The sequence below is a fragment of the Ramlibacter algicola genome (genome assembly GCF_016641735.1).
Classification (GTDB): domain Bacteria; phylum Pseudomonadota; class Gammaproteobacteria; order Burkholderiales; family Burkholderiaceae_C; genus Ramlibacter; species Ramlibacter algicola.
Genome location: NZ_JAEDAO010000001.1, coordinates 3,605,674 through 3,631,684, shown reverse-complemented (window position 1 = coordinate 3,631,684; position 26,011 = coordinate 3,605,674). Strand labels below are relative to the sequence as shown.

Annotated in this window: 22 protein-coding genes; 10 read left to right on the top strand and 12 right to left on the bottom strand. The window is 68.3% G+C overall.

Going from position 1 to position 26,011, the window contains the following annotated elements:
- The first annotated feature begins 81 nt into the window (after positions 1 to 81).
- The 5 genes from I8E28_RS17810 (at position 82) to I8E28_RS17790 (ending at position 5,133) form a co-directional block, all read left to right on the top strand.
- Positions 82 to 1,395, top strand: coding sequence for an AAA family ATPase (locus tag I8E28_RS17810; protein ID WP_200789553.1), 1,314 nt, complete (start codon positions 82 to 84; stop codon positions 1,393 to 1,395).
- A 159-nt stretch (positions 1,396 to 1,554) separates the two neighbouring features.
- A complete protein-coding gene (locus tag I8E28_RS17805) occupies positions 1,555 to 2,487 on the top strand; it encodes a branched-chain amino acid ABC transporter permease (RefSeq protein WP_200789552.1) in 933 nt (310 codons plus the stop codon).
- A 15-nt stretch (positions 2,488 to 2,502) separates the two neighbouring features.
- Positions 2,503 to 3,633: a branched-chain amino acid ABC transporter permease gene (locus I8E28_RS17800; protein ID WP_200789551.1), complete on the top strand. Its 1,131-nt coding sequence runs from the start codon at positions 2,503 to 2,505 to the stop codon at positions 3,631 to 3,633.
- A gap of 11 nt (positions 3,634 to 3,644) precedes the next feature.
- Positions 3,645 to 4,415, top strand: a complete 771-nt coding sequence (locus I8E28_RS17795) for an ABC transporter ATP-binding protein (RefSeq protein WP_200789550.1) — start codon at positions 3,645 to 3,647, stop codon at positions 4,413 to 4,415.
- Position 4,416: 1 nt separating this feature from the next.
- Complete coding sequence (locus tag I8E28_RS17790; RefSeq protein WP_200789549.1) at positions 4,417 to 5,133, top strand: ABC transporter ATP-binding protein; 717 nt, start codon at positions 4,417 to 4,419, stop codon at positions 5,131 to 5,133.
- 55 nt (positions 5,134 to 5,188) lie between these two features.
- On the opposite strand, the gene I8E28_RS17785 is transcribed toward I8E28_RS17790, so the two are convergent.
- The 6 genes from I8E28_RS17785 to I8E28_RS17760 all read right to left on the bottom strand — a co-directional run bounded on the left by I8E28_RS17785 (position 5,189) and on the right by I8E28_RS17760 (position 12,469).
- Positions 5,189 to 5,794: a hypothetical protein gene (locus I8E28_RS17785; RefSeq protein ID WP_200789548.1), complete on the bottom strand. Its 606-nt coding sequence runs from the start codon at positions 5,792 to 5,794 to the stop codon at positions 5,189 to 5,191.
- A gap of 135 nt (positions 5,795 to 5,929) precedes the next feature.
- Positions 5,930 to 6,889, bottom strand: a complete 960-nt coding sequence (locus I8E28_RS17780) for a Bug family tripartite tricarboxylate transporter substrate binding protein (protein ID WP_200789547.1) — start codon at positions 6,887 to 6,889, stop codon at positions 5,930 to 5,932.
- A 146-nt stretch (positions 6,890 to 7,035) separates the two neighbouring features.
- A complete protein-coding gene (locus I8E28_RS17775) occupies positions 7,036 to 9,858 on the bottom strand; it encodes a valine--tRNA ligase (RefSeq protein WP_200789546.1) in 2,823 nt (940 codons plus the stop codon).
- Positions 9,859 to 9,918: 60 nt separating this feature from the next.
- Complete coding sequence (locus I8E28_RS17770; protein ID WP_200789545.1) at positions 9,919 to 10,131, bottom strand: DUF2783 domain-containing protein; 213 nt, start codon at positions 10,129 to 10,131, stop codon at positions 9,919 to 9,921.
- A complete protein-coding gene (locus tag I8E28_RS17765) occupies positions 10,128 to 11,843 on the bottom strand; it encodes an FAD-dependent monooxygenase (RefSeq protein WP_200789544.1) in 1,716 nt (571 codons plus the stop codon). Before I8E28_RS17765 ends, I8E28_RS17770 begins: the two co-directional genes overlap by 4 nt.
- A complete protein-coding gene (locus I8E28_RS17760; protein ID WP_200789543.1) occupies positions 11,840 to 12,469 on the bottom strand; it encodes a VOC family protein in 630 nt (209 codons plus the stop codon). The genes I8E28_RS17765 and I8E28_RS17760 overlap by 4 nt, the downstream gene beginning before the upstream one ends.
- A 146-nt stretch (positions 12,470 to 12,615) precedes the next feature.
- Here I8E28_RS17760 and I8E28_RS17755 point away from each other — a divergent pair, with 146 nt between their 5' ends.
- From I8E28_RS17755 to I8E28_RS17745, 3 genes are all read left to right on the top strand, one after another.
- Positions 12,616 to 13,038 (top strand): rubrerythrin family protein, encoded by a 423-nt coding sequence (locus tag I8E28_RS17755; RefSeq protein WP_200789542.1) that lies wholly within the window; start codon positions 12,616 to 12,618, stop codon positions 13,036 to 13,038.
- 180 nt (positions 13,039 to 13,218) lie between these two features.
- On the top strand, positions 13,219 to 14,562 hold the full coding sequence (locus I8E28_RS17750; RefSeq protein ID WP_200789541.1) for a (Fe-S)-binding protein: 1,344 nt from the start codon (positions 13,219 to 13,221) through the stop codon (positions 14,560 to 14,562).
- 2 nt (positions 14,563 to 14,564) lie between these two features.
- On the top strand, positions 14,565 to 15,155 hold the full coding sequence (locus I8E28_RS17745) for a DUF3501 family protein (RefSeq protein ID WP_200789540.1): 591 nt from the start codon (positions 14,565 to 14,567) through the stop codon (positions 15,153 to 15,155).
- On the opposite strand, the gene I8E28_RS17740 is transcribed toward I8E28_RS17745, so the two are convergent.
- The 6 genes from I8E28_RS17740 to ugpB form a co-directional block, all read right to left on the bottom strand.
- Positions 15,152 to 16,462: a mannitol dehydrogenase family protein gene (locus I8E28_RS17740; protein ID WP_200789539.1), complete on the bottom strand. Its 1,311-nt coding sequence runs from the start codon at positions 16,460 to 16,462 to the stop codon at positions 15,152 to 15,154. The genes I8E28_RS17745 and I8E28_RS17740 overlap by 4 nt on opposite strands.
- A gap of 2 nt (positions 16,463 to 16,464) precedes the next feature.
- The gene (ugpQ, locus tag I8E28_RS17735; RefSeq protein ID WP_200789538.1) at positions 16,465 to 17,196 is read right to left on the bottom strand and encodes a glycerophosphodiester phosphodiesterase; all 732 of its coding nucleotides are present in this window, start codon (positions 17,194 to 17,196) and stop codon (positions 16,465 to 16,467) included.
- Positions 17,196 to 18,203: a sn-glycerol-3-phosphate ABC transporter ATP-binding protein UgpC gene (ugpC, locus tag I8E28_RS17730; RefSeq protein WP_200789537.1), complete on the bottom strand. Its 1,008-nt coding sequence runs from the start codon at positions 18,201 to 18,203 to the stop codon at positions 17,196 to 17,198. The genes ugpQ and ugpC overlap by 1 nt, the downstream gene beginning before the upstream one ends.
- A 13-nt stretch (positions 18,204 to 18,216) precedes the next feature.
- The gene (gene ugpE / locus I8E28_RS17725; protein WP_200789536.1) at positions 18,217 to 19,071 is read right to left on the bottom strand and encodes a sn-glycerol-3-phosphate ABC transporter permease UgpE; all 855 of its coding nucleotides are present in this window, start codon (positions 19,069 to 19,071) and stop codon (positions 18,217 to 18,219) included.
- On the bottom strand, positions 19,071 to 19,952 hold the full coding sequence (gene ugpA / locus I8E28_RS17720; RefSeq protein ID WP_200789535.1) for a sn-glycerol-3-phosphate ABC transporter permease UgpA: 882 nt from the start codon (positions 19,950 to 19,952) through the stop codon (positions 19,071 to 19,073). The genes ugpE and ugpA overlap by 1 nt, the downstream gene beginning before the upstream one ends.
- A 103-nt stretch (positions 19,953 to 20,055) precedes the next feature.
- Positions 20,056 to 21,366, bottom strand: coding sequence for a sn-glycerol-3-phosphate ABC transporter substrate-binding protein UgpB (gene ugpB / locus I8E28_RS17715; RefSeq protein ID WP_200789534.1), 1,311 nt, complete (start codon positions 21,364 to 21,366; stop codon positions 20,056 to 20,058).
- A gap of 219 nt (positions 21,367 to 21,585) precedes the next feature.
- Here ugpB and I8E28_RS17710 point away from each other — a divergent pair, with 219 nt between their 5' ends.
- Both I8E28_RS17710 and I8E28_RS17705 read left to right on the top strand, forming a co-directional pair.
- Positions 21,586 to 25,464, top strand: coding sequence for a DUF3683 domain-containing protein (locus tag I8E28_RS17710; RefSeq protein WP_200789533.1), 3,879 nt, complete (start codon positions 21,586 to 21,588; stop codon positions 25,462 to 25,464).
- A complete protein-coding gene (locus I8E28_RS17705; protein WP_200789532.1) occupies positions 25,464 to 25,922 on the top strand; it encodes an HIT family protein in 459 nt (152 codons plus the stop codon). Before I8E28_RS17710 ends, I8E28_RS17705 begins: the two co-directional genes overlap by 1 nt.
- Positions 25,923 to 26,011: the final 89 nt, after the last annotated feature.

Below are 26,011 nucleotides of genomic sequence, written 5' to 3'. Positions count from 1 at the left end.
CTGCGTTCTCTCTCTCTGCACTCTGCGACCTCTGCGTTGAGGTTCCAGCGGCGCGCCAGCGCCGCACCGTAGACTCGGCGCGTGCCCCGCAAGCCTGCCACCCCGCCCCATGCCCCGCTCGCCGAACGGCTGCGCCCGCAGTCGCTGGGGGAAGTCGTCGGGCAGCAGCAATTGCTGGGGGAGGGCATGCCGCTGCGGATCGCGTTCGAGTCGGGGCAGCCGCACAGCTGCATCCTCTGGGGACCGCCGGGCACGGGCAAGACCACCATCGCGCGGCTGATGGCCGACGCGTTCGACGCGCAGTTCATCACCATCAGCGCAGTGCTCGGGGGCGTGAAGGACATCCGCGAGGCCGTCGACCTGGCGGAGAAGGCGCGCGACGGCCTCGAGCAGCGCCGCACCATCGTCTTCGTCGACGAAGTCCACCGCTTCAACAAGAGCCAGCAGGACGCGTTCCTGCCGCACGTGGAATCGGGGCTGTTCACGTTCATCGGCGCGACCACCGAGAACCCCTCGTTCGAAGTCAATTCCGCGCTGCTGTCGCGCGCCGCGGTGTACGTGTTGCAGCCGCTGTCGGAACAGGACCTGGCCACCATCATCGGCAAGGCGCAGGCGATCGGCGCCGTGCCGCCGCTGGAAGACGCGGCGCGCGATCGCCTCGTCGCGTACGCGGACGGGGATGCGCGCCGGTTGCTGAACACGCTGGAGACGCTCGCCGTCGCGGCGGCGAGCGAGCAGCTCGGCGAAGTCACCGACGCCTGGCTGCTGAAGGTGCTGGGCGAGCGCATGCGCCGCTACGACAAGGGCGGCGAGCAGTTCTACGACACGATCAGCGCGCTGCACAAGTCGGTGCGCGGCTCCGACCCGGATGCGGCGCTGTACTGGCTCGTGCGCATGCTCGACGGCGGTGCCGACCCGCGCTACATGGCGCGCCGCATGATCCGCATGGCGGCCGAGGACATCGGGCTGGCGGACCCGCGTGCGCTGCGGCTGGCCCTCGACGCGGCCGAGGTGTACGAGCGCCTCGGGACGCCCGAGGGCGAACTCGCGCTGGCCGAGTGCATCGTGTACCTCGCGATCGCGCCCAAGTCGAACGCGGTCTACAAGGCCTACAACGCGGCCCGCGCGTTCGTGAAGCAGGACGGCACGCGCCCCGTGCCCATGCACCTGCGCAACGCGCCCACGAAGCTGATGAAGGACCTCGACTACGGCAAGGGCTACCGCTACGCGCACGACGAGGAGGGCGGCTTCGCGGCGGGCGAGACCTACCTGCCCGACGGCATGGCGCCGCCCGGCTTCTACCAGCCCGTCGAGCGCGGCCTGGAACTGCGCATCGCCGACAAGCTGCGCGAGCTGCGCCAGCGCAATACGCAGGCCGGCGGCACGGAGGAGTGAGGCCCGCCTCCTATTCGTGTTTCCACGGGGGACGGCTGCGGCGCGCGGCGGGGAGACTGCCTGCACCCATCGCTACAATTTGAACGGCTGAGAAACCCGTCCTGCGTGCATGGCGGGTTTTTTGCTAATGGGCCCCCGGGCCACCACACGACATCGAACATGGACGTCCTGCTGCAGCAGATCATCAACGGGCTGGTCCTGGGCAGCATGTATGCGCTCGTGGCCCTCGGCTACACGATGGTGTACGGCATCATCAACCTGATCAACTTCGCGCACGGCGAGGTGCTGATGGTGGGCGCGCTCGTGAGCTGGGCCCTCATCGGCTGGATGCAGGAGCACGCGCCGGGCCTGCCTGGGTGGGTGCTTTTGCTGTTCGTGACGCTGGTGGCCTGCGTGGTGACGTCGGCGCTCAACTACACGATCGAGAAGCTCGCCTACCGGCCGCTGCGCAACAGCCCCAAGCTCGCGCCGCTGATCACCGCCATCGGCGTCTCGCTGCTGCTGCAGACGCTGGCGATGATCGTCTTCAAGCCCAACTACAAGCCGTACCCGGCGCTGCTGCCCACCGACGCCATCGCCATCGGTGAATCGGCGGTGATCACGCCGACGCAGATCATGGTGCTGGTGGTCACCGCGGTGTCGCTGGTGTCGCTGATGTACCTGGTCAACTACACGCGGCTGGGCCGGGCGATGCGCGCCACCGCCGAAAGCCCGCGCGTCGCGGCGCTGATGGGCGTGCGGCCCGACACGGTCATCAGCGCCACGTTCGTCATCGGCGCCATCCTCGCGACCATCGCCGGCGTGATGTACGCGTCCAACTACGGCAGCGCGCACCACACCATGGGGGTGCTGCCCGGGCTGAAGGCCTTCACCGCCGCGGTGTTCGGCGGCATCGGCAACCTGGCCGGCGCCGTCGTCGGCGGCATCCTGCTGGGGCTGATCGAGGCGATCGGCTCCGGCTACATCGGCGACCTCACCGGCGGCGTGCTGGGCAGCAACTACGCCGACATCTTCGCCTTCGTCGTGCTGATCGTGATGCTGACGCTGCGGCCCTCGGGCCTGCTGGGCGAGCGCGTCGCCGACCGGGCCTGAGGACAGGAGCGCGCCATGGCTTCCACCGACGCCTCCCGCCGCGACCGCTTCCTGGTCATCGCCTTCAGCACCTTCGGGCTCCTGATCCTGCCGCTGGTGCTGCAGTCCGCCGGCAACTTCTGGGTGCGCATCGCGGACACCGCGCTGCTGTACGTGCTGCTCGCGCTGGGCCTGAACATCGTGGTCGGCTACGCGGGGCTGCTGGACCTGGGCTACGTCGCGTTCTTCGCCATCGGTGCCTACATGTACGGGCTGATGGCGTCGCCGCACCTGTCGGAGCACTTCCCCTGGTTCGCGGCGCTGTTCCCGCACGGCCTGCACACGTCCGTCTGGCTGGTGATCCCGCTCGGGGCCGCGGTCGCGGGCATCTTCGGCGTGCTGCTCGGCGCGCCGACGCTCAAGCTGCGCGGCGACTACCTGGCCATCGTCACGCTGGGCTTCGGCGAAATCATCCGGGTGTTCATGAACAACCTGGAAGCGCCGATCAACATCACCAACGGCCCGCGCGGCCTCGACCAGATCGAGCCGGTGACGCTGTTCCGCTTCGACTGGTTCGGCATCCCCGGCATCAACCTGGGCAAGCGGCTCGAGATCGGCGGCTACACGCTGTCGTCGGTGACGCTGTACTACTACCTGTTCCTGGCGCTGGTCGTCCTCAGCGTGATCATCTGCCACCGTCTCGAGCTGTCGCGCATCGGCCGCGCCTGGATGGCGATCCGCGAGGACGAGATCGCGGCCAAGGCGATGGGCATCAACACGCGCAACATGAAGCTGCTGGCGTTCGGCATGGGGGCCACTTTCGGCGGCGTGTCGGGCGTCATGTTCGCGGCGTTCCAGACCTTCGTCTCGCCGGAATCCTTCAGCCTGATGGAGTCCGTGATGATCGTCGCGATGGTGGTGCTCGGCGGCCTGGGCCACCTGCCGGGCGTGATCCTGGGCGCGGTGCTGCTGGCGGCGATGCCCGAGGTGCTGCGCTGGGTGGCCGGGGTGTGGGACCTGCAGCGCCTCACCGACGGGCGCCTGGACGCGTCGATCCTGCGCCAGCTGCTGATCGCGCTGGCGATGATCATCATCATGCTGCTGCGGCCGCGCGGCCTGTGGCCCACCCCCGAGCACGGCAAGTCGCTGCCGTCCGGCGCCAAGTGAGGGACGCTGCGATGGGTGACGTGGTCCTGCAGGTGGCGGGCATCTCCAAGCGCTTCGGCGGGCTGCAGGCGCTGTCGGACGTCGGTGTGACGATCCACCGCGGCCAGGTCTACGGCCTGATCGGCCCCAACGGCGCGGGCAAGACGACGTTCTTCAACGTGATCACGGGCCTGTACGCGCCCGACAGCGGCAGCTTCGAGCTGGCCGGCAAGCCGTACAAGCCGTCGGCGGTGCACGAGGTGGCCAGGGCCGGCATCGCGCGCACGTTCCAGAACATCCGGCTGTTCCCCGACATGACCGCGCTGGAGAACGTCATGGTCGGGCGCCACATCCGCACCAGCTCGGGCCTGTTCGGCGCCATGTTCCGCACTCGCCATTTCCGCGACGAGGAAGCCGCGATCGCCAGGCGCGCGCAGGAACTGCTCGAGTACGTCGGCATCGGCCGCTATGCCGACTACCGCGCGCGCACGCTGTCGTACGGCGACCAGCGCCGGCTGGAGATCGCACGTGCGATGGCCACCGACCCGCAGCTGATCGCGCTGGACGAACCGGCGGCCGGCATGAACGCGACGGAGAAGACGCAGTTGCGCGAGCTGATCGACCGCATCCGCAACGACGACCGCACCATCCTGCTGATCGAGCACGACGTGAAGCTCGTGATGGGCCTGTGCGACCGCGTGACGGTGCTGGACTACGGCAAGCAGATCGCCGAGGGCACGCCGGCGGAAGTGCAGAAAAACGAGAAGGTCATCGAGGCCTACCTCGGCACGGGAGCGCACTGAGATGGCCGACACGCTGCTCCAGGTGAAGGGCCTGCAGGTCGCCTACGGCGGCATCCAGGCCGTCAAGGGCGTGGACTTCGAGGTGCGCGAGGGCGAGCTGGTGTCGCTCATCGGCTCCAACGGCGCCGGCAAGACCACCACGATGAAGGCCATCACCGGCCTGCTGCCGCTGCGCGACGGCGACATCACGTTCCGGGGCCGCAGCATCCGCGGCCGCGGCGCGTGGGACCTGGTGAAGGACGGCCTGGCGATGGTGCCCGAAGGCCGTGGCGTGTTCACGCGCATGACCATCACCGAGAACCTGCAGATGGGCGCGCACATCCGCAGGGACACGGCCGACATCGCGGCGGACCTGGACAAGGTCTTCACGATCTTCCCGCGGCTGAAGGAACGCCGGAACCAGCTCGCCGGCACCATGTCCGGCGGCGAGCAGCAGATGCTGGCGATCGGGCGCGCGCTCATGAGCCGGCCGCGGCTGCTGCTGCTGGACGAACCGTCGATGGGCCTGTCGCCGATCATGGTCGACAAGGTGTTCGAGGTCGTGCGCGACGTGCACGGGCAGGGCGTCACCGTGCTGCTGGTGGAGCAGAACGCCAGCCGCGCGCTGCAGATCGCCGACCGCGCCTACGTGATGGAGTCCGGCGTCGTCACCATGCAAGGCCAGGCGCAGCAGATGCTGCAGGACCCCAAGGTGCGCGCGGCCTACCTGGGCGAATAGCTTTGTGCGCGGGGCTGTCGCGCCGCTGGAACTTCCAACCGCAGCGCGCCCGGGCTCAGTAGCGGTACTGCAGCCCGAGGCTGGTCGCACGCACCGGGTCGCGCGGGCCGCCGCCCAGGCGCAGTTCGTGGCTGTCGACGCCGAACGAAGCGGACAGGCGCGGCGTGAAGGCCATGCTCACGCCGGCGCCGAACGACAGCCCATGGCCACCGTCCGTGCCCGCAAGCGGCGTGGCCGCGAGCGACGGGTCGGTGAGGCCGTAGGTGGTGCCCAGCTTCCCGTACAGCGAGAAGCGGGTGCCGAACAACGACAGCGGCTGGCGCCCCACCAGGCTCACGTTCAGGCCCTGGCGGCCGGGCGACAGCGCCATGCCGGTGGAGCCCAGGTTCAGCACGCCGACCTCCATGGTCCAGCGCAGCTGGTCCTGCAGGGTGGTGGCTTGCGCGGCCTCGAAGCTGTTGCGGCAAGGCAGGAGGGAGGAGCCGCAGCCGATGGCGATTTCGGCGCGGGCGGGACTCAGCCCGAGGCTGGAGGTTTGCGGGCGCCAGTCGAACCCCTGCGAAGGGGCGCCGAGCGCCTGAGCGCCGGCTGCCGTCGCCCACACGCAGGCCGCGACGGCCAGGCCTGCCCGGATTGCTGCCACACCACCAGCTGCGCCCATGGTGACTCTCCTCGTGTTCCCGTCGAGCCACTGTAGGCCGGGAATGGTTGAGCCACTGTCGGAAAAACCGCACAGCGGAAGTAGGACGCCTGGAGAACCCCCTGCCGCTCGTCGCCGGCGCCGAGCCGGCGGTCGTCAGTCGACCTTGGCGCCCGAGGCCTTGACGACCTTCTCGTACTTGGCGAGTTCGGCCCGCATGAACGCGCCGAACTCATCCGGCGACGTGGCCACGGGCTCGGCCAGCAGGTTGGCGAAGCGCGTCCTCGCTTCCGGCGAGTTCAGGGCGGCGACGAAGGCTGCATTGAGCTTCTGGATGGTCTCGCGCGGCGTGCCGGCGGGCGCGACCAGGCCCCACCAGGTGTCGATCGCGAATCCCTTGAGGGTCTCGGCGACCGGCGGCACGTCGGCCAGCATGGGCGAGCGTTGCAAGGTCGTCACGGCCAGCGCCTTCAGCTTGCCGGAGCGGATGTTCGGGGCGGCTGTCGCGAGGTTGTCGAAGTTGAAGTCGACCTGCCCGGAGAGCAGCGCCAGCTGCGCCGGGTTGCCGCCGTTGTACGGGATGTGGACGGCGAAGATGCCGGCGTCGCGCTTGAACATCTCGCCGGCAAGGTGGCCGGCGCTGCCGTTGCCGCCGCTGCCGTAGTTCAGGCGGGCCGGATTGGCCTTCGCGTAGCGAATGAGGTCGGCCAGCGTGTTGATCTTCAGCCGCGCCGCGGTCTCGGCGTTCATCACCAGCACGTTGGGCACACGGACCATCTGCGTGATCGGCGCGAAGTCCTTGGCCGCGTCGAACGGCATCTTCGTGAACAGCCAGGGGTTGATCGCGTGGGTCGCGACCGCCGCGATGCCGATGGTCAGGCCATCGGGTGCCGCCTTCGCGACCGCGTCCACGCCGATGTTGCCGCCCGCGCCCGGCCGGTTGTCGATGATCACCGGCCCCAGGCTGTCCTTCACCCGCTCGGCCAGCACCCGCGCCGTGGCGTCGATGGGACCGCCGGCGGCATACGGGACGATCAGGCGGATCGGGCGGGCTTGCGCGAAGGCGGGAAGGGCGGCCGTCGAAGCGGCGGCAAGGAGCAGGTGGCGGCGTTGCATGCCGCGATTGTGCGACAGCCGGAAATCAGAACTCCCAAACGCAGAGCACGCGGAAGAAGCGAAGAAGTCGTAGAAAGAGTTCCTTAGAGGCTTCCGTGACTTCTGCGCTTGTTCCGTGACTTCTGCGTTTGGGAGTCCGGCTTTCCTCAGCCCAGTCGCGCCAGCTGCTCTTTGACGCGAGCCAGCGTCGCGCTGAAGTCGGCGATGCGCTTCTTCTCCTGGTCGATCACGGCGGCCGGGGCCTTGGCGACGAAAGCCTGGTTGGACAGCTTGCCGTTGGCCTTGGCGATCTCGCCTTCCAGGCGCGCGGCTTCCTTGCCCAGGCGCTCCTTCTCGGCGGCGACGTCGATCTCCATGAACAGGCACAGGCGCGCGTCGCCCACGACCGCCACCGGCGCCGTCTGCGCGGCGGCGGCCCACGCCGACTCGTCGTCGAACACCTTCACTTCGGACAGGCGCGCGAGTGCCTGCAGCACCGGCGCCGCCTCGCGCAGGAACGCGGCGTCGCCGACGGCGTACAGCGGCAGGCGCGTGGCGGGCGAGACGTTCATCTCGCCACGCAGGTTGCGGCACGCGTCCACCACGGCCTTCAGGTGCGTGACGTGCGCTTCGGCCGCTTCGTCGATGTTGGCGGCCTGGCTCGCCGGATACGGCGCGACGCTGATCGACTCGCCGCTCTTGCCCGCGACCGGCGCGACCTTCTGCCACAGCTCCTCGGTGATGAAGGGGATGACCGGGTGCGCCAGGCGCAGGATCGCTTCCAGCACGCGGATCAGCGTGCGACGCGTGCCGCGCTGCTGCGCCTCGTCGCCGGCCTGGATCTGCACCTTCGCGATCTCGAGGTACCAGTCGCAGAACTCGTCCCACACGAACTGGTAGATCGCGTTGGCGACGTTGTCCAGGCGGTACTCGGCGAAGCCCTTCACCACTTCGGCTTCCACGCGCTGCAGGCGCGAGACGATCCACCGGTCGGCCTGCGTGCGCGTTGCGCCGTCCTCGGCGAGATCGCGGCCTTCGCAGTGCATCAGCACGAAGCGCGTCGCGTTCCAGAGCTTGTTGCAGAAGTTGCGGTAGCCCTCGCAGCGCTTGGAATCGAAGTTGATGCTGCGGCCCAGCGACGCGAGCGACGCGAAGGTGAAACGCAGGGCGTCGGCGCCGTACGCGGGGATGCCGTCCGGGAATTCCTTCTCCGTGGCCTTGCGCACCTGCGGCGCCGTCTCGGGCTTGCGCAGGCCGGTGGTGCGCTTGTCCAGCAGCGGCGGGAGCGAGATGCCGTCGATGAGGTCCACCGGGTCGAGCACGTTGCCCTCGGACTTGCTCATCTTCTTGCCGTGCGAATCGCGCACCAGGCCGTGGATGTAGACGTCGCGGAACGGCACCTGGCCGGTGAAGTGCGTCGTCATCATGATCATCCGGGCGACCCAGAAGAAGATGATGTCGTAGCCGGTCACCAGCACCGTCGAGGGCAGGTACAGCTCCAGGTCCTTGGTCTTGGCCGGCCAGCCGAGCGTGGAGAACGGCACCAGCGCCGACGAGTACCAGGTGTCCAGCACGTCCTCGTCGCGGCGCAGCTGCTTGCCGGGGGCCTGCGCCAGCGCATCGGCCTCGGTGCGCGCGACGTACACCTCGCCCTGTTCGTCGTACCAGGCCGGGATCTGGTGGCCCCACCAGAGCTGGCGCGAGATGCACCAGTCCTGGATGTTGTCCATCCACTGGTTGTACGTGTTGACCCAGTTCTCCGGCACGAAGCGCACCTGGCCGGTGGCCACGGCGTCGATCGCCTTCTGCGCGATCGACTTGCCCGTGGGGTCCTTGTCGCTGACCTTGGTCATCGCGACATACCACTGGTCCGTCAGCATCGGCTCGACCACCTGGCCGGTGCGGGCGCAGCGCGGGACCATCAGCTTGTGCTTCTTCGTCTCCTCCAGCAGGCCGAGCGCCTCCAGGTCGGCGACCACCTGCTTGCGCGCCGCGAAGCGGTCCATGCCGCGGTAGGCGGGGGGCGCGTTGTCATTGATCTTCGCATCGAGCGTGAGCACGCCGATGATGGGCAACTGGTGGCGCTGGCCCACCGCGTAGTCGTTGGCGTCGTGGGCCGGCGTGACCTTGACCACGCCCGTGCCGAAGGCGCGGTCGACGTACTCGTCGGCGATGACCGGGATCTCCCGGTCGCACAGTGGCAGGCGAACGGTCTTGCCGACCAGGCGCTGGTAGCGCTCGTCTTCGGGATGCACCATCACCGCCACGTCGCCCAGCATCGTCTCGGGGCGCGTGGTGGCCACGGTCAGGTGGCCCGAACCGTCCGACAGCTCGTAGCGGATGTGCCAGAGGAAGCCGTCCTCCTCCTCACTCTCCACCTCGAGGTCGCTCACGGCGGTCTTGAGCTCGGGGTCCCAGTTGACCAGCCGCTTGCCGCGGTAGATCAGCCCCTGCTCGTACAGCCGCACGAAGGTGTCGGTGACGATGGTCGAGAGGTTCTCGTCCATCGTGAAGTACTCGTGCGTCCAGTCCACGCTGTCGCCCATGCGGCGCATCTGCGTGGTGATGGTGTTGCCGGACTTCTCCTTCCACTCCCACACGCGGGCGACGAAATTCTTGCGGCCCAGGTCGTGGCGCGACTGGCCCTGGTCCTGCAGCTGGCGCTCCACGACGATCTGCGTGGCGATGCCCGCATGGTCGGTGCCGGGCACCCACAGCGTGTTGAAGCCGCGCATCCGGTGGTAGCGCGTCAGGCTGTCCATGATCGTCTGGTTGAACGCGTGCCCCATGTGCAGCGTGCCCGTGACGTTGGGCGGCGGCAGCTGGATCGAGAAGGCCGGCTCGCCGTCCTTGGGGGCGCCGGTGCCGCGGTGGCCCGCGCGCCCGTAGCCGCGCTCCTCCCAGACTCGCGTCCACTGTTGCTCGATGGAGGCGGGTTCGAAGGACTTGGACAGGCTGTCCAGGCCGGGTTGGGAAGGCGTGTCGCTCATGGCGGGCTTGGAAACGAAAGCGGCACCCGAGGGTGCCGCGGGACTGGGGGATGCCTGATTCTATGCAGCCGACCCGCCCGCCGAGGCGGGCGGGACCTGCGCGGCGGCGCGGACGCACTCGGCGAGGACCTTGGCGTCGCCGACCTGGTTGGCCAGCAGCAGGATGAGGCGGGCGTTCAGCAGCTCGCTCTGCTCGCGGCTGAGGCCCTCGTGCGCGTCCAGCAACTGCTCGTAGAAGCCGTCGGCGTCCTGGAGGTTGAGGGTGGTCTTCATGCGTCGGCTCCGTGGGTGCCCAGGGCGCGGGAGATCGCGTCGATGACGCCGGCGTCGATGGCTTCGCCGGTGGCGGCCACGTAGGCATCGGGCCGCAGCAGCGCCCAGGCATGGCCGAACACGTGGCAGGCGCCCTGCACGTGGCCTTGCGGGTCCCGCACGTGCTCGACGGCGGCGGCGGCCTGCCCCGGCGCCACCACCTGCACGACCCGCAGCGGCGCTTCGGCCGCCAGCGCGCGCAGGCGGGCGATGCCGGTGGGTCCCGGATCGCCGAACACCAGCAGCAGCAGGTCGCCACCGGCCCACGCCAGCAGGTCGTTCACCGTGCCCGCGCTGCCGTCGGGCCACTGCAGCCGCACGTTCTGCACCGAGGTGCCGCCGGTGCCGCCGCAGACGCTGGACGCGGTGTACGTGTTGGCCACGGCCATGCGGCCGGTGTTCACCAGCTGGCGCGCGAACGGGAACTGGCGCGCCAAGGTCAGCGCCGCCGTGCGGAACACGCGCTCGGCGCCATCGGCCGGGCGCAGGAAGCGCGCGGTGCGGTTGGTGACCAGCACGTTCTGCCGCGCGGCCTCGTGGCGTTCCTCGTGGTAGCTGTCCAGCAGGCACGCGGGCGCGCGCCCTTGCAGCACCGCGGCCAGCTTCCAGGCCAGGTTGTCCGCATCGGCGACGCCCGTGTTGCCGCCGCGCGCGCCGAAGGGGCAGACCACCTTGGCCGAGTCGCCCATGAAGAAGAGGCGGCCATGGCGCATCGCATCCACGCATTCGCTGCGGTACGCGTACGGGCCGACCCAGACGATCTCGAGCTCGCAGTCGGCGCCGAACTGGCGCGTCAGCCGCTCGCGCACGACGTCCTCGCGGCTGACCACTTCCGGGTCGGAATGCGGCGCCATCTGGTAGTCGATGCGCCAGACGTTGTCGCCCATCAGGTGCTGCCACACCGCGCGGTTCTCGTTGAACGGCGCTTCGATCCAGGTGTGGCGCTCCACCGGCGGCTGCTTGCCGAAGCGCACGTCGGCGATGCACCAGCGGTCGTCGCCCTTCTTCGCCGTCACGCTGGCGCCCACCCATTCGCGGAACGGCGAGCGCGCGCCGCTGGCATCGATCACGTGGTCGGCGGTCAGCCGGTAGTCGCCGGCGGGCGTCTCGATGGTGAGCGTCGCGCGTTCGCCGTCCTGGGTGAAGGACTGCACGCGGTTCTTCCAGCGCAGCTCGACACCGCCGAGTTCCTGGATGCGCTCGACCAGGAAGCCCTCGATGTAGAACTGCTGGATGTTGATGAAGGGCGGCTGCGAGGACAGGTCGAAGCCCGGCTGCTGCCGCAGGTCGAAGGAATAGACCTCGTCGTGCCCGGCGAACGTGCGGCCGACGTGCCACTGGATGCCCTTCGCCGCGATGCGGTCGTAGACCCCCAGCCGGTGGAAGATCTCCAGCGACTTCTGCGTGTAGCAGATGCCGCGCGACGACGCGCCCTTGACGCCGACCGTGTCGTCCTCGTCGACCACCACGGCGGGCACGTGCAGGCGGGCGAGGGCGCATGCAAGCGTCAGGCCGGCGAGGCCGGCCCCGACGATGACCACCGGATGGTGGCCCGTGCGGCCTTCGGCGCGCAGCTCCGGCGGCTCGACGAAGGGATAGGTGGGCAGCCGGTAGCCCGAGCCCTGGGTGAACTCGTAGCCGTTGGTGAACGCGGTCTCGGCGTAGCCAGTCACCGCTTCACCAGTTCCGGCCGGTCGTTCTGCTGCGGCTTGAGCGGCTGGCTGGCCTTGCCGGCCGCCCGGTCCTTGCGCCACTGTTCCTTGCGGGCGGTCCACTCGTCGAGCCGCTGGTGGCAGGTCTTGCTCTCCTGCAGCATCTGGAACTCGTCCGCCAGCTGGGCCGAGAGCTCGAGTCGGATGCCGTTGGGATCGAAGAAGTAGATGCTGTGGAAGATGTGGTGGTCGGTGACGCCCAGCACCTCGACACCGTTGGCTTCCAGCCGCTGCTTCATCGCGCGCAGCTCGTCAACGGTGTTGACGCGGAACGCGATGTGGTTGACCCACTGCGGCGTGTTCGGCGACGGCTCGGCCGCGACGTCGTCGCCGAGGTCGAAGAAGGCGATGAACGAGCCGTCCTGCAGCCGAAAGAAGAAGTGCGTGTACGGACAGTACTCGCCGGTGCTCGGGACGATGTCGCTCTGGATGATGTGGTACAGCGGCAGGCCGAGGATGTCCTCGTAGAAATGCCGCGTTTCCTCGGCATCCTTCGCGCGGTACGCGTAGTGGTGCAGTTGCTGGATCGGCGGCGGCGCGGGGATCGCCGCTGCGGCGGTGGAAGGGGCGCTCAGGACGGCGGCCATGGACAACTCCGATTCAACGATGCGTAACGAATTTACTATACCGTAATGACACGGCTGGGCCTCCGGCACGGTGCGAACCCGGTTGCGCCGGGCGCGCGTGAGCCGCTACAGTGATCCGATCCACCCCAGACCACAAGGAGGTCCGCATGGCTACGTTGAAGGGTTCGAAGACCGAGGAAAACCTCAAGGCCGCGTTCGCCGGCGAGTCGCAGGCCAACCGCCGCTACCTCTACTTCGCAAGCAAGGCGGACGTCGAGGGCTACAACGACGTCGCCGCGCTGTTCCGCTCCACCGCGGAAGGGGAGACCGGCCACGCGCACGGGCACCTGGAGTGGCTGGAGCAGTGCGGCGATCCCGCCACCGGCCTGCCCATCGGCGCCACGCGCGACAACCTCAAGGCCGCCGTCGCCGGCGAGACGCACGAGTACACCGACATGTACCCGGGCATGGCCAAGACCGCGCGCGACGAAGGCTTCGACGAAGTCGCCGACTGGTTCGAGACGCTGGCCAAGGCCGAGCGCTCGCACGCCAATCGCTACCAGAAGGCGCTGAACGAACTGGTCGACTGATTGGTGATGCGCCCGGCACTTCGGCCGGGCTGCAGGACTCCCGAACGCAGAGGACGCAGAAGAAGCGCAGAGGACGCAGAAGAAAACCATCCAAAAGGTTCCTTCTGTGACCTCTGCGCTTCATCCGTGACTTCTGCGTTTGGGAGTTCGGTTCTTTCTTCATTGAGCGGCAGGTCCCCCATGCGCGAAGGCAGCCTCGAAGCCCCCACCCGCCACCCGATCGACTGGAAATCGCCGGACTTCCATGACGAGACGAAGGCGCTCGCCGAGCTGGAGCGCATCTTCGACATCTGCCACGGCTGCCGTCGCTGCGTGAGCCTGTGCGGCGCGTTCCCGACGCTGTTCGACCTGGTCGACGAAGGCAAGACGGGCGAGATCGACGGGGTCAACAAGCGCGACTTCTGGAAGGTGGTCGACCAGTGCTACCTGTGCGACCTCTGCTACATGACCAAGTGCCCCTACGTGCCGCCGCACGAGTGGAACCTGGACTTCCCGCACACCATGCTGCGCGCCAAGGCGATCAAGTTCCGCAAGGGCGAGGTCGGTGCCAGCGAACGCTTCCTGGCCTCCACCGACACGCACGGCAGCTTCGCCGGCATACCCATCGTCGTGCAGGCCGCCAATGCGCTGAACCACACCCAGGCGGCGCGCGCCGTGATGGAGAAGGTGCTGCACGTGGACCGCACGGCCTGGCTACCGGACCTGGCGACGCGCAAGTTCCGCAGCGCCGCGCCGAAGTCGGCGCAACACGAGGTGCGCGACGGCCAGCGCACGCCGGGCAAGGTCGCGATCTACGCGACCTGCTACGTCAATTACAACGAACCGGGCATTGGCCAGGACCTGCTGAAGATCCTCGACCACAACGCGATTCCGTACGTGCTGGTCGCGAAGGAGAAATGCTGCGGCATGCCCAAGCTGGAGCTCGGTGACCTCGACGGCGTCGATGCGCTCAAGCGGGTGAACATCCCGGTGCTCGCGAAGTACGCGCGTGAGGGCTACGCCATCCTGTCGGCGGTGCCCAGCTGCACGCTGATGTACAAGCAGGAACTGCCGCTGATGTACCCCGGGGAAGCCGATGTGCACGCGGTGCGCGATGCGATGTGGGACCCGTTCGAATACCTCAGCGACCGCCGCCGCGACGGCCTGCTGAAGACCGAGTTCAAGCAGCCCGCCGGCAAGGTGAGCTACCACACGCCCTGCCACGGCCGCGTGCAGAACATCGGCAAGCGCACGGAGGAGATCCTCAAGCTCGTGCCGGGCAACCACGTGGCGACGCACGAGCGCTGCTCGGGCCACGCGGGCACGTATGGCGTGAAGACCTCGGGCCACGCGATGGCGATGAAGATCGGCAAGCCGCTCTTCAAGCGGATGGCCGAGCACCCGCAAGGCGGCGGACCGGATGTCATCAGCTCCGACTGCCCGCTGGGCGGCCACCACATCGCGCAGGGCTTCCGCGAGAACGGCCTGGGCGAACCGCGGCTGGCGCATCCGCTGACGCTGGTGCGCGAGGCCTACGGGCTGTGACCATGCAGCTCACCGGCCGCATCACCGCCGACAGCCTGATGACGCTGGAGGCGTACGCCAGGTGGCGCAAGCAGCACCAGGCCGAAGTCATCGCGCACCGCCGCCTGCGCACCGTGCACCTGGGCGACCACCTCACCGTGCAGTTCGAGAGCGAGCTGACGCTGCGCTACCAGGTGCAGGAGATGCTGCGCATCGAGAAGATCTTCGAGGAAGAAGGCATCGAGCAGGAGGTCGAGGCGTACGCGCCCCTGGTGCCGGACGGCAGCAACTGGAAGGCCACGATGCTGCTCGAGTACCCCGACATCAACGAGCGCAAGCGCGAACTTGCACGCCTGATCGGCGTCGAGGACCGCATGTTCGTCGAGGTCGAAGGCCACCAGCGCGTGTACGCGATCGCGGACGAGGACCTCGATCGCGAGAACGACGAGAAGACGTCGGCCGTGCACTTCCTGCGCTTCGAGTTCGCGCCGTCGGCCGTGCAGGCGATCAAGGCGGGCGCTGGCGTGAAGCTCGGTTGCGACCACCGCAACTACCCGGCCCACGTGGCCGTGCCCGCCGAGACGCTGGCGTCGCTGGCGGGCGACCTGCGCTAGGCGACCAGCGCGAGCACCTGTGCGTGCGCCACCCGCACGGCCGATGCCCATCGCGGATCCGTTGACGCGTCGCCCCAGAGGCTGCCGACGCGCGCGAGTGCGCCCGCCGCATCCGGGTGCCGGCAGATGCCGCGGGCCAGCGCAGGATCCATCGCGGCGTCCTCGTGCTCGTAGGGCAGCTGTCCGGCGTCCCAGCGCTGCAGGAAGGCCAGGAACAGCGCGGCGAGCATCGCGACCGGCGCGAGTGCCCGGCCGCGTGCCAGTGACTCGTTCACGGTGGGGGCGATGAAGGCCGGGACCTTGGCGAAGCTGCCCGAGGCCACGCGCTGGTTCGTGTCGCGGATCGCAGCATTGCCGAAGCGTTCGAGCACGGAATCGCGATAGGCGGCCAGGTCCAGCGGGCTGGGCGTGAGAAGCGGGATCACCGCATTCGTGCAGGCACGTGCCAGCCCTTCCACGGCTGCATCGCGCACGCCTTCATGGATGAACGCATGGCCGCGCAGCGTGCCGGCCCACGCCACCACGCTGTGCGTCGCATTGAGCAGCCGGATCTTGGCTTCCTCGTAGGGCGCGACGTCGTCCGTCATCTGCACCCCGGCTCGCTCCAGCGCGGGCCGGCCCGCGGCGAAGCGGTCCTCGATCACCCATTGCAGGTAGCTCTCGGCCATCACGGCGCAGGGGTCGTCGATGCCGGTCGCCGCGCGGACGCGCTGCACCACCTCGGCGGTGAGCCGGGGGGTGATGCGATCGACCATGCAGTTCGGGCTGGTGGTGTTCGCCTCCACCCACGCGCGCAGCGGCGCATCGCCCAGGCCATCGAGGAACTGCAGCAGCGCTTGCCGGCTGCGGTCGCCGTTGTGGCGCAGGTTGTCGCAGGACAGCAGCGTGACCGGGCCGGCGTTGCGCCGCAAGCGTTCGCCAAGCAACGTGCCGAGTGCAGCGTGCCACGTGCCGGCGGCCTCGCCCTGCGGCAACGCATAGCCGCCTTCCGTCACGGTGAAGGAGATGATCGTCGTTTGCGGATCGGCGGCAAGTTCGATGAGCCGCCGGAGGTTCTCGTCCCACGGGACCACTTCCTGCAGCGCGTCGATGCGCTCGTAGCGGTGCTCGCCTTGCGGGGAGATGGTTTCCAGCGTGTAGGCGCCGACTTGGGCTCGCAACCGGGCAACGGATGTCTCGGCGTCACCCCGCACGTTGCCCGCGGCGAGCGTCCAGCTGCGGTCGCCCGCATCGCGCAAGCGCTGCAGCACCGCCGCCTGGTGCGCGCGGTGGAAAGCCCCGAGCCCCAGGTGCAGCCAGCGCGGCATGGTCAGGCCGGCGGGAACAGGTCGACGCGGTCGGTGATGATGCCGTCGGTGCCCAGCTGCAGCAGGCGCTGCGCGGACCACTCGTCGTTCACCGTGTAGCTCAGGCAGCGCATGCCGGCGTCGTGCACCTGCTTCACGCTCGCGGCGTCCCACAGGTTCTGGTTGGCCACCACCGCCACGCATTGCAGCTTGCGTGCGTAGTCGAACCAGCCGTCCCAGAAGGTGTCCACCAGCAGCCCGCGGGGCAGGTGCGGCGCCGTCGTCATCGCGCCGAGCAGCGCTTCGGGGCGGAACGACGTCAGCAGCGGGGGCACGTGGCCGGCCCACCATTCGGCCGCGCGGCGCGCGACTTCCTCGCCGGTGCGCTGCTCGGTGCCGGGCGTCGGCTTGATCTCGATGTTGAAGAAATGGCCGTTGGCGATGCACCAGCGCGCGAGCGCCTGCAGCGTGGGCAGCGGCTCGCCCGCATAGCGGCGCGAATGCCAGCCGCCGGCATCCAGCTGCGCGAGGGCGCTCCACGGCTGGTCGCCGCCGACGCCGGTGCCATTGGTGGTGCGATCGAGCGTCGCGTCGTGCATCAGGAACACCACGCCGTCGGCCGACAGCTTGGCGTCGCACTCGAACATGCGGTAGCCGTGCTCCGCGCCGAGGCGGAAGGCCGCCAGGGTGTTCTCGGGAGCGAGCTTGCCGGCGCCGCGATGGGCGATCCAGCGCGGATAAACCCAGTCGGCCATCAGAGCCGCTTGCCGGACTGCAGGTCGAACCAGTGCAGGCGGTCCTCGCGCGGACGCACCTGGATCACCTGCTCTGGGTTGGGAGAGGGCTGGCCTTCCTCGATACGGACGATCAGCTGTTCGTCGCCGAGGCGGCCGTAGACCAGGCGCTCGGCGCCCAGCAGTTCCACCGTTTCGACCTTCACCGGCCAGCCGCCGTCGGCGACCACGTCCAGGTGCTCCGGCCGGATGCCGGTGATGGCGTTGGCGCGGCCGCCGGGCGCGTTCTTCAGCAGGTTCATCGGCGGCGAGCCGATGAAGCTGGCCACGAAGGTCGACGCCGGGCGGTGGTAGACCTCCTCGGGCGTGCCGAACTGTTCCATGTTGCCGGCGTTCATCACGAGCATGCGCTGCGCCAGCGTCATCGCCTCGACCTGGTCGTGCGTGACGAACAGCGAGGTGATGCCCAGTTCGCGATGCAGCTTCTGGATCTCGAGGCGCGTCTGCGCGCGCAACTTGGCGTCCAGGTTGGACAGCGGCTCGTCGAACAGGAACACCTTGGGCTGGCGCACGATGGCGCGGCCCATGGCGACGCGCTGGCGCTGGCCGCCCGACAGCTGGCGCGGCTTGCGCTCCAGCAGGTGGCCCAGCTCGAGGATCTTGGCGGCCTTGTCGACGCGCATGCGGATCTCGTCGACCGGCATCTTGCGGATCTTCAAGCCGTACGCCATGTTGTCGTAGACGGACATGTGCGGGTACAGCGCGTAGTTCTGGAACACCATGGCGATGTCCCGCTCGGCCGGCTCGAGGTCGTTCACCACGCGGTCGCCGATGGCGATCTCGCCACCGGAGATTTCCTCCAGGCCGGCGACCATGCGCAGCAGCGTGGACTTGCCGCAGCCCGACGGGCCGACGATCACCACGAACTCGCCGTGGCCGATCTCGGCGTTGACGCCGTGGATGACCTGCAGTTCCTGCTTGCCCTTGCCGTAGCGCTTGATGACGTTGCGCAGCGCGATGCCAGACATCAGACCGTTCCTCTCACTTTTCCGTATCCACCAGGCCCTTGACGAACCACTTCTGCATCAGCGTCACCACCAGCGCCGGCGGCAGCATCGCCAGGATCGCGGTGGCCATCACCACGTTCCATTCGATCTGCGCGTCGCCGCCGGTGGGCATCATGGCCTTGATGCCCAGCACCACCGGGTACATGCTCTCGTTGGTCGTGACCAGCAACGGCCACAGATACTGGTTCCAGCCGTAGATGAACTGGATGACGAACAGCGCCGCCGTGCTGGTGGCCGACAGCGGCATCAGCACGTCCTTGAAGAAGCGCATCGGGCCGGCGCCGTCCATGCGGGCCGCTTCGGCCAGCTCGTCGGGCACGGTCAGGAAGAACTGCCGGTACAGGAAGGTGGCGGTGGCCGACGCGATCAGCGGCACCGTCAGGCCCGCGTACGAGTTGAGCAGCCCGAGGTCCGACACGACCTGGTAGGTGGGCAGGATGCGCACCTCCACCGGCAGCATCAGCGTGATGAAGATGGCCCAGAAGAACGCCATCCGGAACGGGAACCGGAAGTACACGATGGCGAACGCGGACAGCAGCGAGATGGCGATCTTGCCGATCGCGATGGACAGGGCCATCACCAGGCTGACGGTCATCATCCGCGCCACCGGCGCGTGCGAACCGCCGCCGCTGCGCTCGCCCAGCAGCGCCGCACGGTAGTTGTCCATGAAGCTGTCGCCGGGCGTCAGCGACATCGGCACCTGCAGGATGTCCTGCGTGGTGTGCGTCGACGCGACGAAGGTGAGGTAGACCGGGAACGCGACGACCATGATCCCGAGGATCAGGATCACGTGCGTCAGCACGGACAGGAATCGGTTGCGCTCGACCATCAGTAATTGACCTTCTTCTCGACGAAGCGGAACTGGATGACCGTCAGCACGATGACGATGGCCATCAGCACGGCCGACTGCGCCGCCGAGCCGCCCAGGTCCAGGGCCTTGAAGCCGTCGAAGTAGACCTTGTAGACCAGGATCGCGGTGTCCTTGCCCGGGCCGCCGTGCGTGGCGGCGTCGATGATGCCGAAGGTGTCGAAGAAGGCGTAGACGACGTTGATCACCAGCAGGAAGAACGTCGTGGGCGACAGCAGGGGGAACTGGATGGTCCAGAACCGCCGCCAGGCACCCGCGCCGTCGATGGCCGCGGCCTCGATCAGGGACTTGGGCACGCTTTGCAGGCCGGCGACGAAGAACAGGAAGTTGTACGACAGCTGCTTCCACACGGCGGCCATGATCACCAGCGCCATCGCGTGGTCGCCATTGAGCAGCGGGTCCCAGGGGAAGCCGATGCTGTGCAGCCAGTAGGCGATCACGCCGATGCTGCCGGAGAACATGAACAGCCACACGACGCCCGCGACGGCCGGGGCGACCGCGTACGGCCAGATCAGCAGCGTGCGGTAGGCGAGGGCGCTGCGCACGGTGCGGTCGGCGAAGTACGCCAGGACCAGCGACGTGACGATGCCCACCGCCGCGACCATCAGCGAGAAGAAGGCCGTGGTCTTGAAGGATTCCAGGTAGCTGTCGTCGTCGAACAGGTTGCGGAAGTTCTCGAACCCGACCCATTCGACCGAGGTGCCGAAGGCGTCCTGCTGCTGGAACGACTGCACCAGGGCCTGGCCGGCGGGCCAGAAGAAGAACACGGCGATGATCGCGACCTGGGGTGCCAACAGCACCCAGGGCAACCATGCCGACTTGAACGTGACCCGCTTCTCCATGGGCCGCTATTGTCCATGAAGCTCGGCGGTGGCCTGCCAAAAAAAAGCCCCGCGGCTGCGGGGCTCGTGCGAATGTCCCGCCGGTGGCGGGGCCGCGCGACGTTCAGGACTTGCCCTTGTTCGCCTTCTCGAAGCGTTCCAGCTGCTCGTTGCCACGCTGGACGATCGAGTCGAGTGCTTCCTTCGCGGTCTTCTTGCCGGCCCACACCTGCTCGAGTTCCTCGTCCTCGATGGCACGGATCTGCACGTAGTTGCCCAGGCGGATGCCGCGCGACTTGTCGGTGACCTTGCGGATCATCTGGTTGACGGCGGTGTCCGTGCCCGGCTTCTCCTTGTAGAAGCCCGATTGCTCGGTCAGCTTGAACGAGGCCATCGTGATGGGCAGGTAGCCCGTGCGCTTGTGGCTGGCCGACTGCACCTCGGGGTTCGACAGGTAGTCGAAGAAGGCGGCGACGCCCTTGTACTCCTCGGCCTTCTTGCCGGACATGACCCACAGGCTGGCGCCACCGATGACGGTGTTCTGCGGCGCGCCGGCGACGTCGGGGTAGTAGGGCAGCGTGGCGACGGCGTACTTGAACTTGGCGTTCTTGGACACGTTGCCGTAGAAGCCCGACGACGTCGTGATCATCGCGCACTCACCCGAGACGAACGAGCCCTCGGCGGTGTTGTTGCGGCCCTTGTAGACGAACAGGCCCTGCTTGGCCATGTTGCCCAGGTTCTCGATGTGGCGCACGTGCAGCGGCGAGTTGGCCACCAGGCGCGCGTCCATGCCCTTCAGGCCGTTGTCCTTGGTCGCCAGCAGCGTGTTGTGCCAGGTGGAGAAGCTCTCCAGCTGCGTCCAGCCCTGCCAGCCGATGGTCAGCGGGCACTTGTGGCCGCTGGCCTTGAGCTTGGCGGCGGCCAGCGTCACTTCCGGCCAGGTCGCCGGCGGCTTGCTGGCGTCGAGGCCGGCCTTCTCAAACGCGTCCTTGTTGATGTAGAAGACCGTGGTCGAGCTGTTGAACGGGAAGCTCATCATCTGGCCGTTGGGCGCGGTGTAGTAGCCCGCGACGGCAGGGATGTAGGCCTTCGGATCGAACTTCTTGCCGGCGTCGTTCATGACCTTGGTGACCGGCACGATGGCGCCCTTGCTGGCCATCATGGTGGCGGTACCCACCTCGAACACCTGCAGGATGTGCGGTGCATTGCCGGCCCGGAAGGCGGCGATGGCGGCCGTCATCGACTCGTCGTAGCTGCCCTTGTAGACGGGAACGACCTTGTAGTCCTTCTGCTTGGCGTTGAAATCCTTGGCGAGGTCGTTGACCCACTCGTTGTTGACGGCGGTCATCGAATGCCACCACTGGATCTCGGTCTGGGCCTGGGCGCCCACGCACGCCGAGGCGGCGAGCACGAGGGCGGAGAGCTTCAGTTTCATGGGAACTCCTGAAATGGATTGGTCACGCGGGTCGTGACTCTACGGTCGGTTTGTGACAGCGCATTAGAAGGTCGGCGGCCTTGCGGCGCCTACGGGGCTTCCCCTGACGCTGGAACGCGGTCCCCGCCGCGCGACGCGCATTGTTGCACTGCGGTAACATCCCCTGTCAGCCACCCCCCGTGCGGCTGACGCTGTGCCCGAAGCAGGCACGACCAGCACATGAACGCACCCACAACGCTCGACCAGCTCCTGGCCGCGGCTTCGGACGGCTCGCCGCGGCTGCGCGAAATTCCGTACAACTACACCTCGTTCTCCGACCGCGAGATCGTCATCCGCCTGCTCGGGCCGCGCGCCTGGGACCTGCTCGCGCAGCTACGCGACGAGCGGCACACCGGCCGCTCCGCCCGCATGCTGTACGAGGTGCTGGGCGACATCTGGGTCGTGCAGCGCAACCCGTACCTGCAGGACGACCTGCTGGACAACCCCAAGCGCCGCCGGCTGCTGGTCGAGGCGCTGGAGCACCGCCTGGCCGAGATCGGCAAGCGCCGCACGCCCGGCAACGACGGCGCCCGCGATGCGCTGGTCGGCGAGCTGATGGACGCCGCCCAGGCGGCGGTCCGCGCCTTCGACCAGTCGTTCCGCGAAACCGCCGAGCTGCGCGCGCGTGCCCAGAAGGTCCTGCGCCGGCGCACGGCGAAGGACAACATCAAGTTCGACGGCCTGTCACGTGTCTCGCACGTGACCGATGCGACCGACTGGCGCGTCGAGTACCCCTTCGTCGTCCTCACGCCCGACACCGAGGCCGAGATGGCGGGCCTGGTGGCCGCCTGCATCGAGCTGGGCCTGACCATCATCCCGCGCGGCGGCGGCACCGGCTACACCGGCGGCGCGATCCCGCTGACGTGGAAGAGCGCGGTGATCAACACCGAGAAGCTCGAGGCGATGACGGAGGTGGAACTGGTCTCCATCGCCGGCCACGACCAGCCCGTGCCCACGGTGTGGACCGAAGCCGGCGTGGTGACGCAGCGGGTGTCCGACGCCGCCGAGCGCGCGGGCTTCGTGTTCGCGGTCGACCCGACGTCGGCCGAGGCGTCGTGCATCGGCGGCAACATCGCGATGAACGCCGGCGGCAAGAAGGCCGTGCTGTGGGGCACCGCGCTGGACAACCTGGTGTCCTGGCGGATGGTGACGCCGCAGGCCGAGTGGCTCCAGGTCACGCGCCTGGACCACAACCTGGGCAAGATCCACGACGTCGAGGTCGCGACCTTCGACCTGCAGTACTTCGCCGCCGACGGCAAGACCGAACTGCGCCGCGAGACGCTGTCGATCCCGGGGCCTGCGTTCCGCAAGGAAGGCCTGGGCAAGGACGTCACGGACAAGTTCCTGTCGGGCCTGCCGGGGATCCAGAAGGAAGGCACCGACGGCCTGGTGACCAGCGCGCGCTGGGTGGTGCACCGCATGCCGGCGCACACGCGCACCGTGTGCCTGGAATTCTTCGGCCACGCCCGCAACGCGGTGCCCAGCATCGTGGAGATCCGCGACTTCATGTTCGCGGAGAAAGACCGCAGCGGCGTGCTGCTCGCCGGCCTGGAGCACCTGGACGACCGCTACCTGAAGGCGGTGGGGTACTCCACCAAGAGCAAGCGCGGCGGCCTGCCCAAGATGGTGCTGGTGGGCGACATCGTGGGGGACGACGCCGACGCGGTCGCGCGCGCCACCTCGGAGGTCGTGCGCATCGCCAATTCGCGCAGCGGTGAAGGCTTCGTCGCCGTCAGCCCCGAGGCGCGCAAGAAGTTCTGGCTCGATCGCAAGCGCACGGCCGCGATCAGCAAGCACACCAACGCGTTCAAGATCAACGAGGACGTGGTGATCCCGCTGCCACGGATGGCGGAGTACACCGACGGCATCGAGCGCATCAACATCGAGCTGTCGCTGCAGAACAAGCTGCGCCTGGTGGACGAACTGGAGGCGTTCTTCCGCCGTGGCCAGCTGCCGCTGGGCAAGCTGGACGACGCCAACGAGATTCCCTCGGCGGAACTGCTGGAGGACCGCGTGGCGCAGGCGCTCGCCGTGCTCGGCGAGGTGCGCACGCAGTGGCAGGATTGGCTGGTCAACGTCGACGCGCTGTTCCCCCAGCTGCAGTCGCACACGCTGCGTGCCAGCTGGAAGACGCAGGTCCGCGCGCCGCTGCAGGACATCTTCTCCGGCGCCGAATTCCGCCCGCTCCTGGACGAGGTGGTCGCCATCCACAAGCGCGTGCTCAAGGGCCGCGTGTGGGTCGCGCTGCACATGCACGCCGGCGACGGCAACGTGCACACCAACATCCCGGTCAATAGCGACGACTACGAGATGCTGCAGGCCGCGCACGCGGCGGTGAAGCGCATCATGGCGCTGGCCCGTTCGCTGGGCGGCGTGATCTCCGGCGAGCACGGCATCGGCATCACCAAGCTGGAATTCCTCTCGGACGAGGAGCTCGGGCCGTTCGCCGACTACAAGGCCAGGGTGGACCCGCAAGGCCACTTCAACCAGGGCAAGCTGCTGCGGCCGTCGACGATGCGGCACATGCCGATGTCGGTCTATGCGGACCTGACCAACGCCTACACGCCCAGCTTCGGCCTGATGGGGCACGAGTCGCTGATCATGCAGCAGTCGGACATCGGCGCGATCGCCGATTCGGTCAAGGACTGCCTGCGCTGCGGCAAGTGCAAGCCGGTGTGCGCCACGCACGTGCCGCGCGCGAACCTGCTGTACAGCCCGCGCAACAAGATCCTGGCAACGTCGCTGCTGGTCGAGGCCTTCCTGTACGAGGAGCAGACGCGCCGCGGCGTGTCGATCAAGCACTGGGAGGAGTTCGAGGACGTCTCGGACCACTGCACGGTGTGCCACAAGTGCGCCAACCCGTGCCCGGTCAACATCGACTTCGGCGACGTGTCGATGAACATGCGCAACCTGCTGCGCAAGATGGGCAAGAAGAGCTTCCGCCCGGCGCAGGCCGCGGCGATGTTCATGCTCAACGCCACCAACCCGGAGACGATCAAGCTGGTGCGCGCCGGGATGATCGGGGTCGGCTTCAAGGCGCAGCGCCTGGGCAACACGCTGCTGCGCGGCTTCGCGCACCTGCAGGTCACGCGCCCGCCGTCGACGCACGACCGCGCGCCGGTGAAGGAGCAGGTGATCCACTTCATCAACAAGAAGCTGCCCGGCGGGCTGCCGAAGAAGACGGCGCGCGCGTTGCTGGACATCGAGGACCGCAACTACGTCCCGATCATCCGCAACCCGAAGTCGACGACCAGCGAGACGGAGGCGGTCTTCTACTTCCCGGGCTGCGGCTCCGAGCGCCTGTTCTCGCAGGTGGGCCTGGCGACGCAGGCGATGCTGTGGCACGCGGGCGTGCAGACGGTGCTGCCACCGGGCTACCTGTGCTGCGGCTACCCGCAGCGCGGCGCCGGCCAGTACGACAAGGCGGAGAAGATCATCACGGACAACCGGGTGCTGTTCCACCGCGTGGCCAACACGCTGAACTACCTGGACATCCGCACGGTCGTCGTGAGTTGCGGTACTTGCTACGACCAGCTGCAGGGCTACGAGTTCGAGAAGATCTTCCCCGGCTGCCGCATCGTCGACATCCACGAATACCTGCTGGAAAAGGGCATCAAGCTGGAAGGGACGGGCGCGTACCTGTACCACGACCCCTGCCACACGCCGATGAAGCAGCAGGAGCCGATGAAGACGGTCAAGGCGCTGCTGGGCCCCAACGTGCGCAAGTCCGAACGCTGCTGCGGCGAGTCGGGCACGTTCGGCATCTCGCGCCCCGACATCGCGACCCAGGTGCGCTTCCGCAAGGAGGAGCAGCTGCGCATGGACGAGGCGGCGCTGCGCGCGGCCGGTGCCGTCGGCGAGAAGGACAACGTGAAGATCCTCACCAGCTGCCCCAGCTGCCTGCAGGGCCTGACGCGCTACGGCCATGACCTGCAGAACGGCCTGCTGGAGGCCGACTACATCGTCATCGAGATGGCCAACAAGATCCTCGGCCCCGACTGGATGCCGCAGTACGTGCACGCCGCCAACGAGGGCGGGATCGAGCGGGTGCTGGTCTGATGGCCCGCGTGGCCGGCTGCGTGCTCTGCGAGACCGACGGCGGCGCCGTCGTCGCCAGCACGCCGTCGCTGCGCGTGATCCGTTCAGAGGAGGATCCCCGCTATCCGGCCTTCTACCGCGTGGTCTGGACCGACCACGCGCCCGAATTCACCGACCTGTCCGTCGCGCAGCGCGCACACTGCCTGGAAGTGGTCGCGCTGGTCGAGGAGGCGCTGCGCCGCCACCTGCGCCCGCACAAGGTGAACCTGGCCAGCCTGGGCAACGCGGTGCCGCACCTGCATTGGCACGTCATCGCCCGGTGGCCCTGGGACGCGCATTTCCCGGGCCCGGTCTGGGCCGTGGAGCAGCGGCAGGCGCCCGTCGACCGGTTGGCCGAAGTGACTGCTGCCCTCCAGGCGGTGGAAGCGGACATCGCTGCCGCAATGCCCCGCCTGGCTGCCCACCATCGAAGCGCGTGAAATTCGCACGCTGGCCGCCGCTGCGGATGAGGCGGGCAGCTCGACAGCGTGTATAAACCCCCGGAAACATTCCGACACAGGGGAACCTC

Coding starts and splice junctions, on each gene's coding strand:
- ugpA (WP_200789535.1), bottom strand. CDS start 19,952: ATGGAGAAGCGGGTCACGTTCAAGTCGGCATGGTTGCCCTGGGTGCTG.
- ugpQ (WP_200789538.1), bottom strand. CDS start 17,196: ATGGCCGACTGGGTTTATCCGCGCTGGATCGCCCATCGCGGCGCCGGC.
- I8E28_RS17805 (WP_200789552.1), top strand. CDS start 1,555: ATGGACGTCCTGCTGCAGCAGATCATCAACGGGCTGGTCCTGGGCAGC.
- I8E28_RS17745 (WP_200789540.1), top strand. CDS start 14,565: ATGCAGCTCACCGGCCGCATCACCGCCGACAGCCTGATGACGCTGGAG.
- I8E28_RS17800 (WP_200789551.1), top strand. CDS start 2,503: ATGGCTTCCACCGACGCCTCCCGCCGCGACCGCTTCCTGGTCATCGCC.
- I8E28_RS17750 (WP_200789541.1), top strand. CDS start 13,219: ATGCGCGAAGGCAGCCTCGAAGCCCCCACCCGCCACCCGATCGACTGG.
- ugpE (WP_200789536.1), bottom strand. CDS start 19,071: ATGGTCGAGCGCAACCGATTCCTGTCCGTGCTGACGCACGTGATCCTG.
- I8E28_RS17710 (WP_200789533.1), top strand. CDS start 21,586: ATGAACGCACCCACAACGCTCGACCAGCTCCTGGCCGCGGCTTCGGAC.
- I8E28_RS17795 (WP_200789550.1), top strand. CDS start 3,645: ATGGGTGACGTGGTCCTGCAGGTGGCGGGCATCTCCAAGCGCTTCGGC.
- I8E28_RS17760 (WP_200789543.1), bottom strand. CDS start 12,469: ATGGCCGCCGTCCTGAGCGCCCCTTCCACCGCCGCAGCGGCGATCCCC.
- I8E28_RS17705 (WP_200789532.1), top strand. CDS start 25,464: ATGGCCCGCGTGGCCGGCTGCGTGCTCTGCGAGACCGACGGCGGCGCC.
- I8E28_RS17740 (WP_200789539.1), bottom strand. CDS start 16,462: ATGCCGCGCTGGCTGCACCTGGGGCTCGGGGCTTTCCACCGCGCGCAC.
- I8E28_RS17755 (WP_200789542.1), top strand. CDS start 12,616: ATGGCTACGTTGAAGGGTTCGAAGACCGAGGAAAACCTCAAGGCCGCG.
- I8E28_RS17775 (WP_200789546.1), bottom strand. CDS start 9,858: ATGAGCGACACGCCTTCCCAACCCGGCCTGGACAGCCTGTCCAAGTCC.
- I8E28_RS17790 (WP_200789549.1), top strand. CDS start 4,417: ATGGCCGACACGCTGCTCCAGGTGAAGGGCCTGCAGGTCGCCTACGGC.
- I8E28_RS17770 (WP_200789545.1), bottom strand. CDS start 10,131: ATGAAGACCACCCTCAACCTCCAGGACGCCGACGGCTTCTACGAGCAG.
- ugpC (WP_200789537.1), bottom strand. CDS start 18,203: ATGTCTGGCATCGCGCTGCGCAACGTCATCAAGCGCTACGGCAAGGGC.
- I8E28_RS17780 (WP_200789547.1), bottom strand. CDS start 6,889: ATGCAACGCCGCCACCTGCTCCTTGCCGCCGCTTCGACGGCCGCCCTT.
- ugpB (WP_200789534.1), bottom strand. CDS start 21,366: ATGAAACTGAAGCTCTCCGCCCTCGTGCTCGCCGCCTCGGCGTGCGTG.
- I8E28_RS17785 (WP_200789548.1), bottom strand. CDS start 5,794: ATGGGCGCAGCTGGTGGTGTGGCAGCAATCCGGGCAGGCCTGGCCGTC.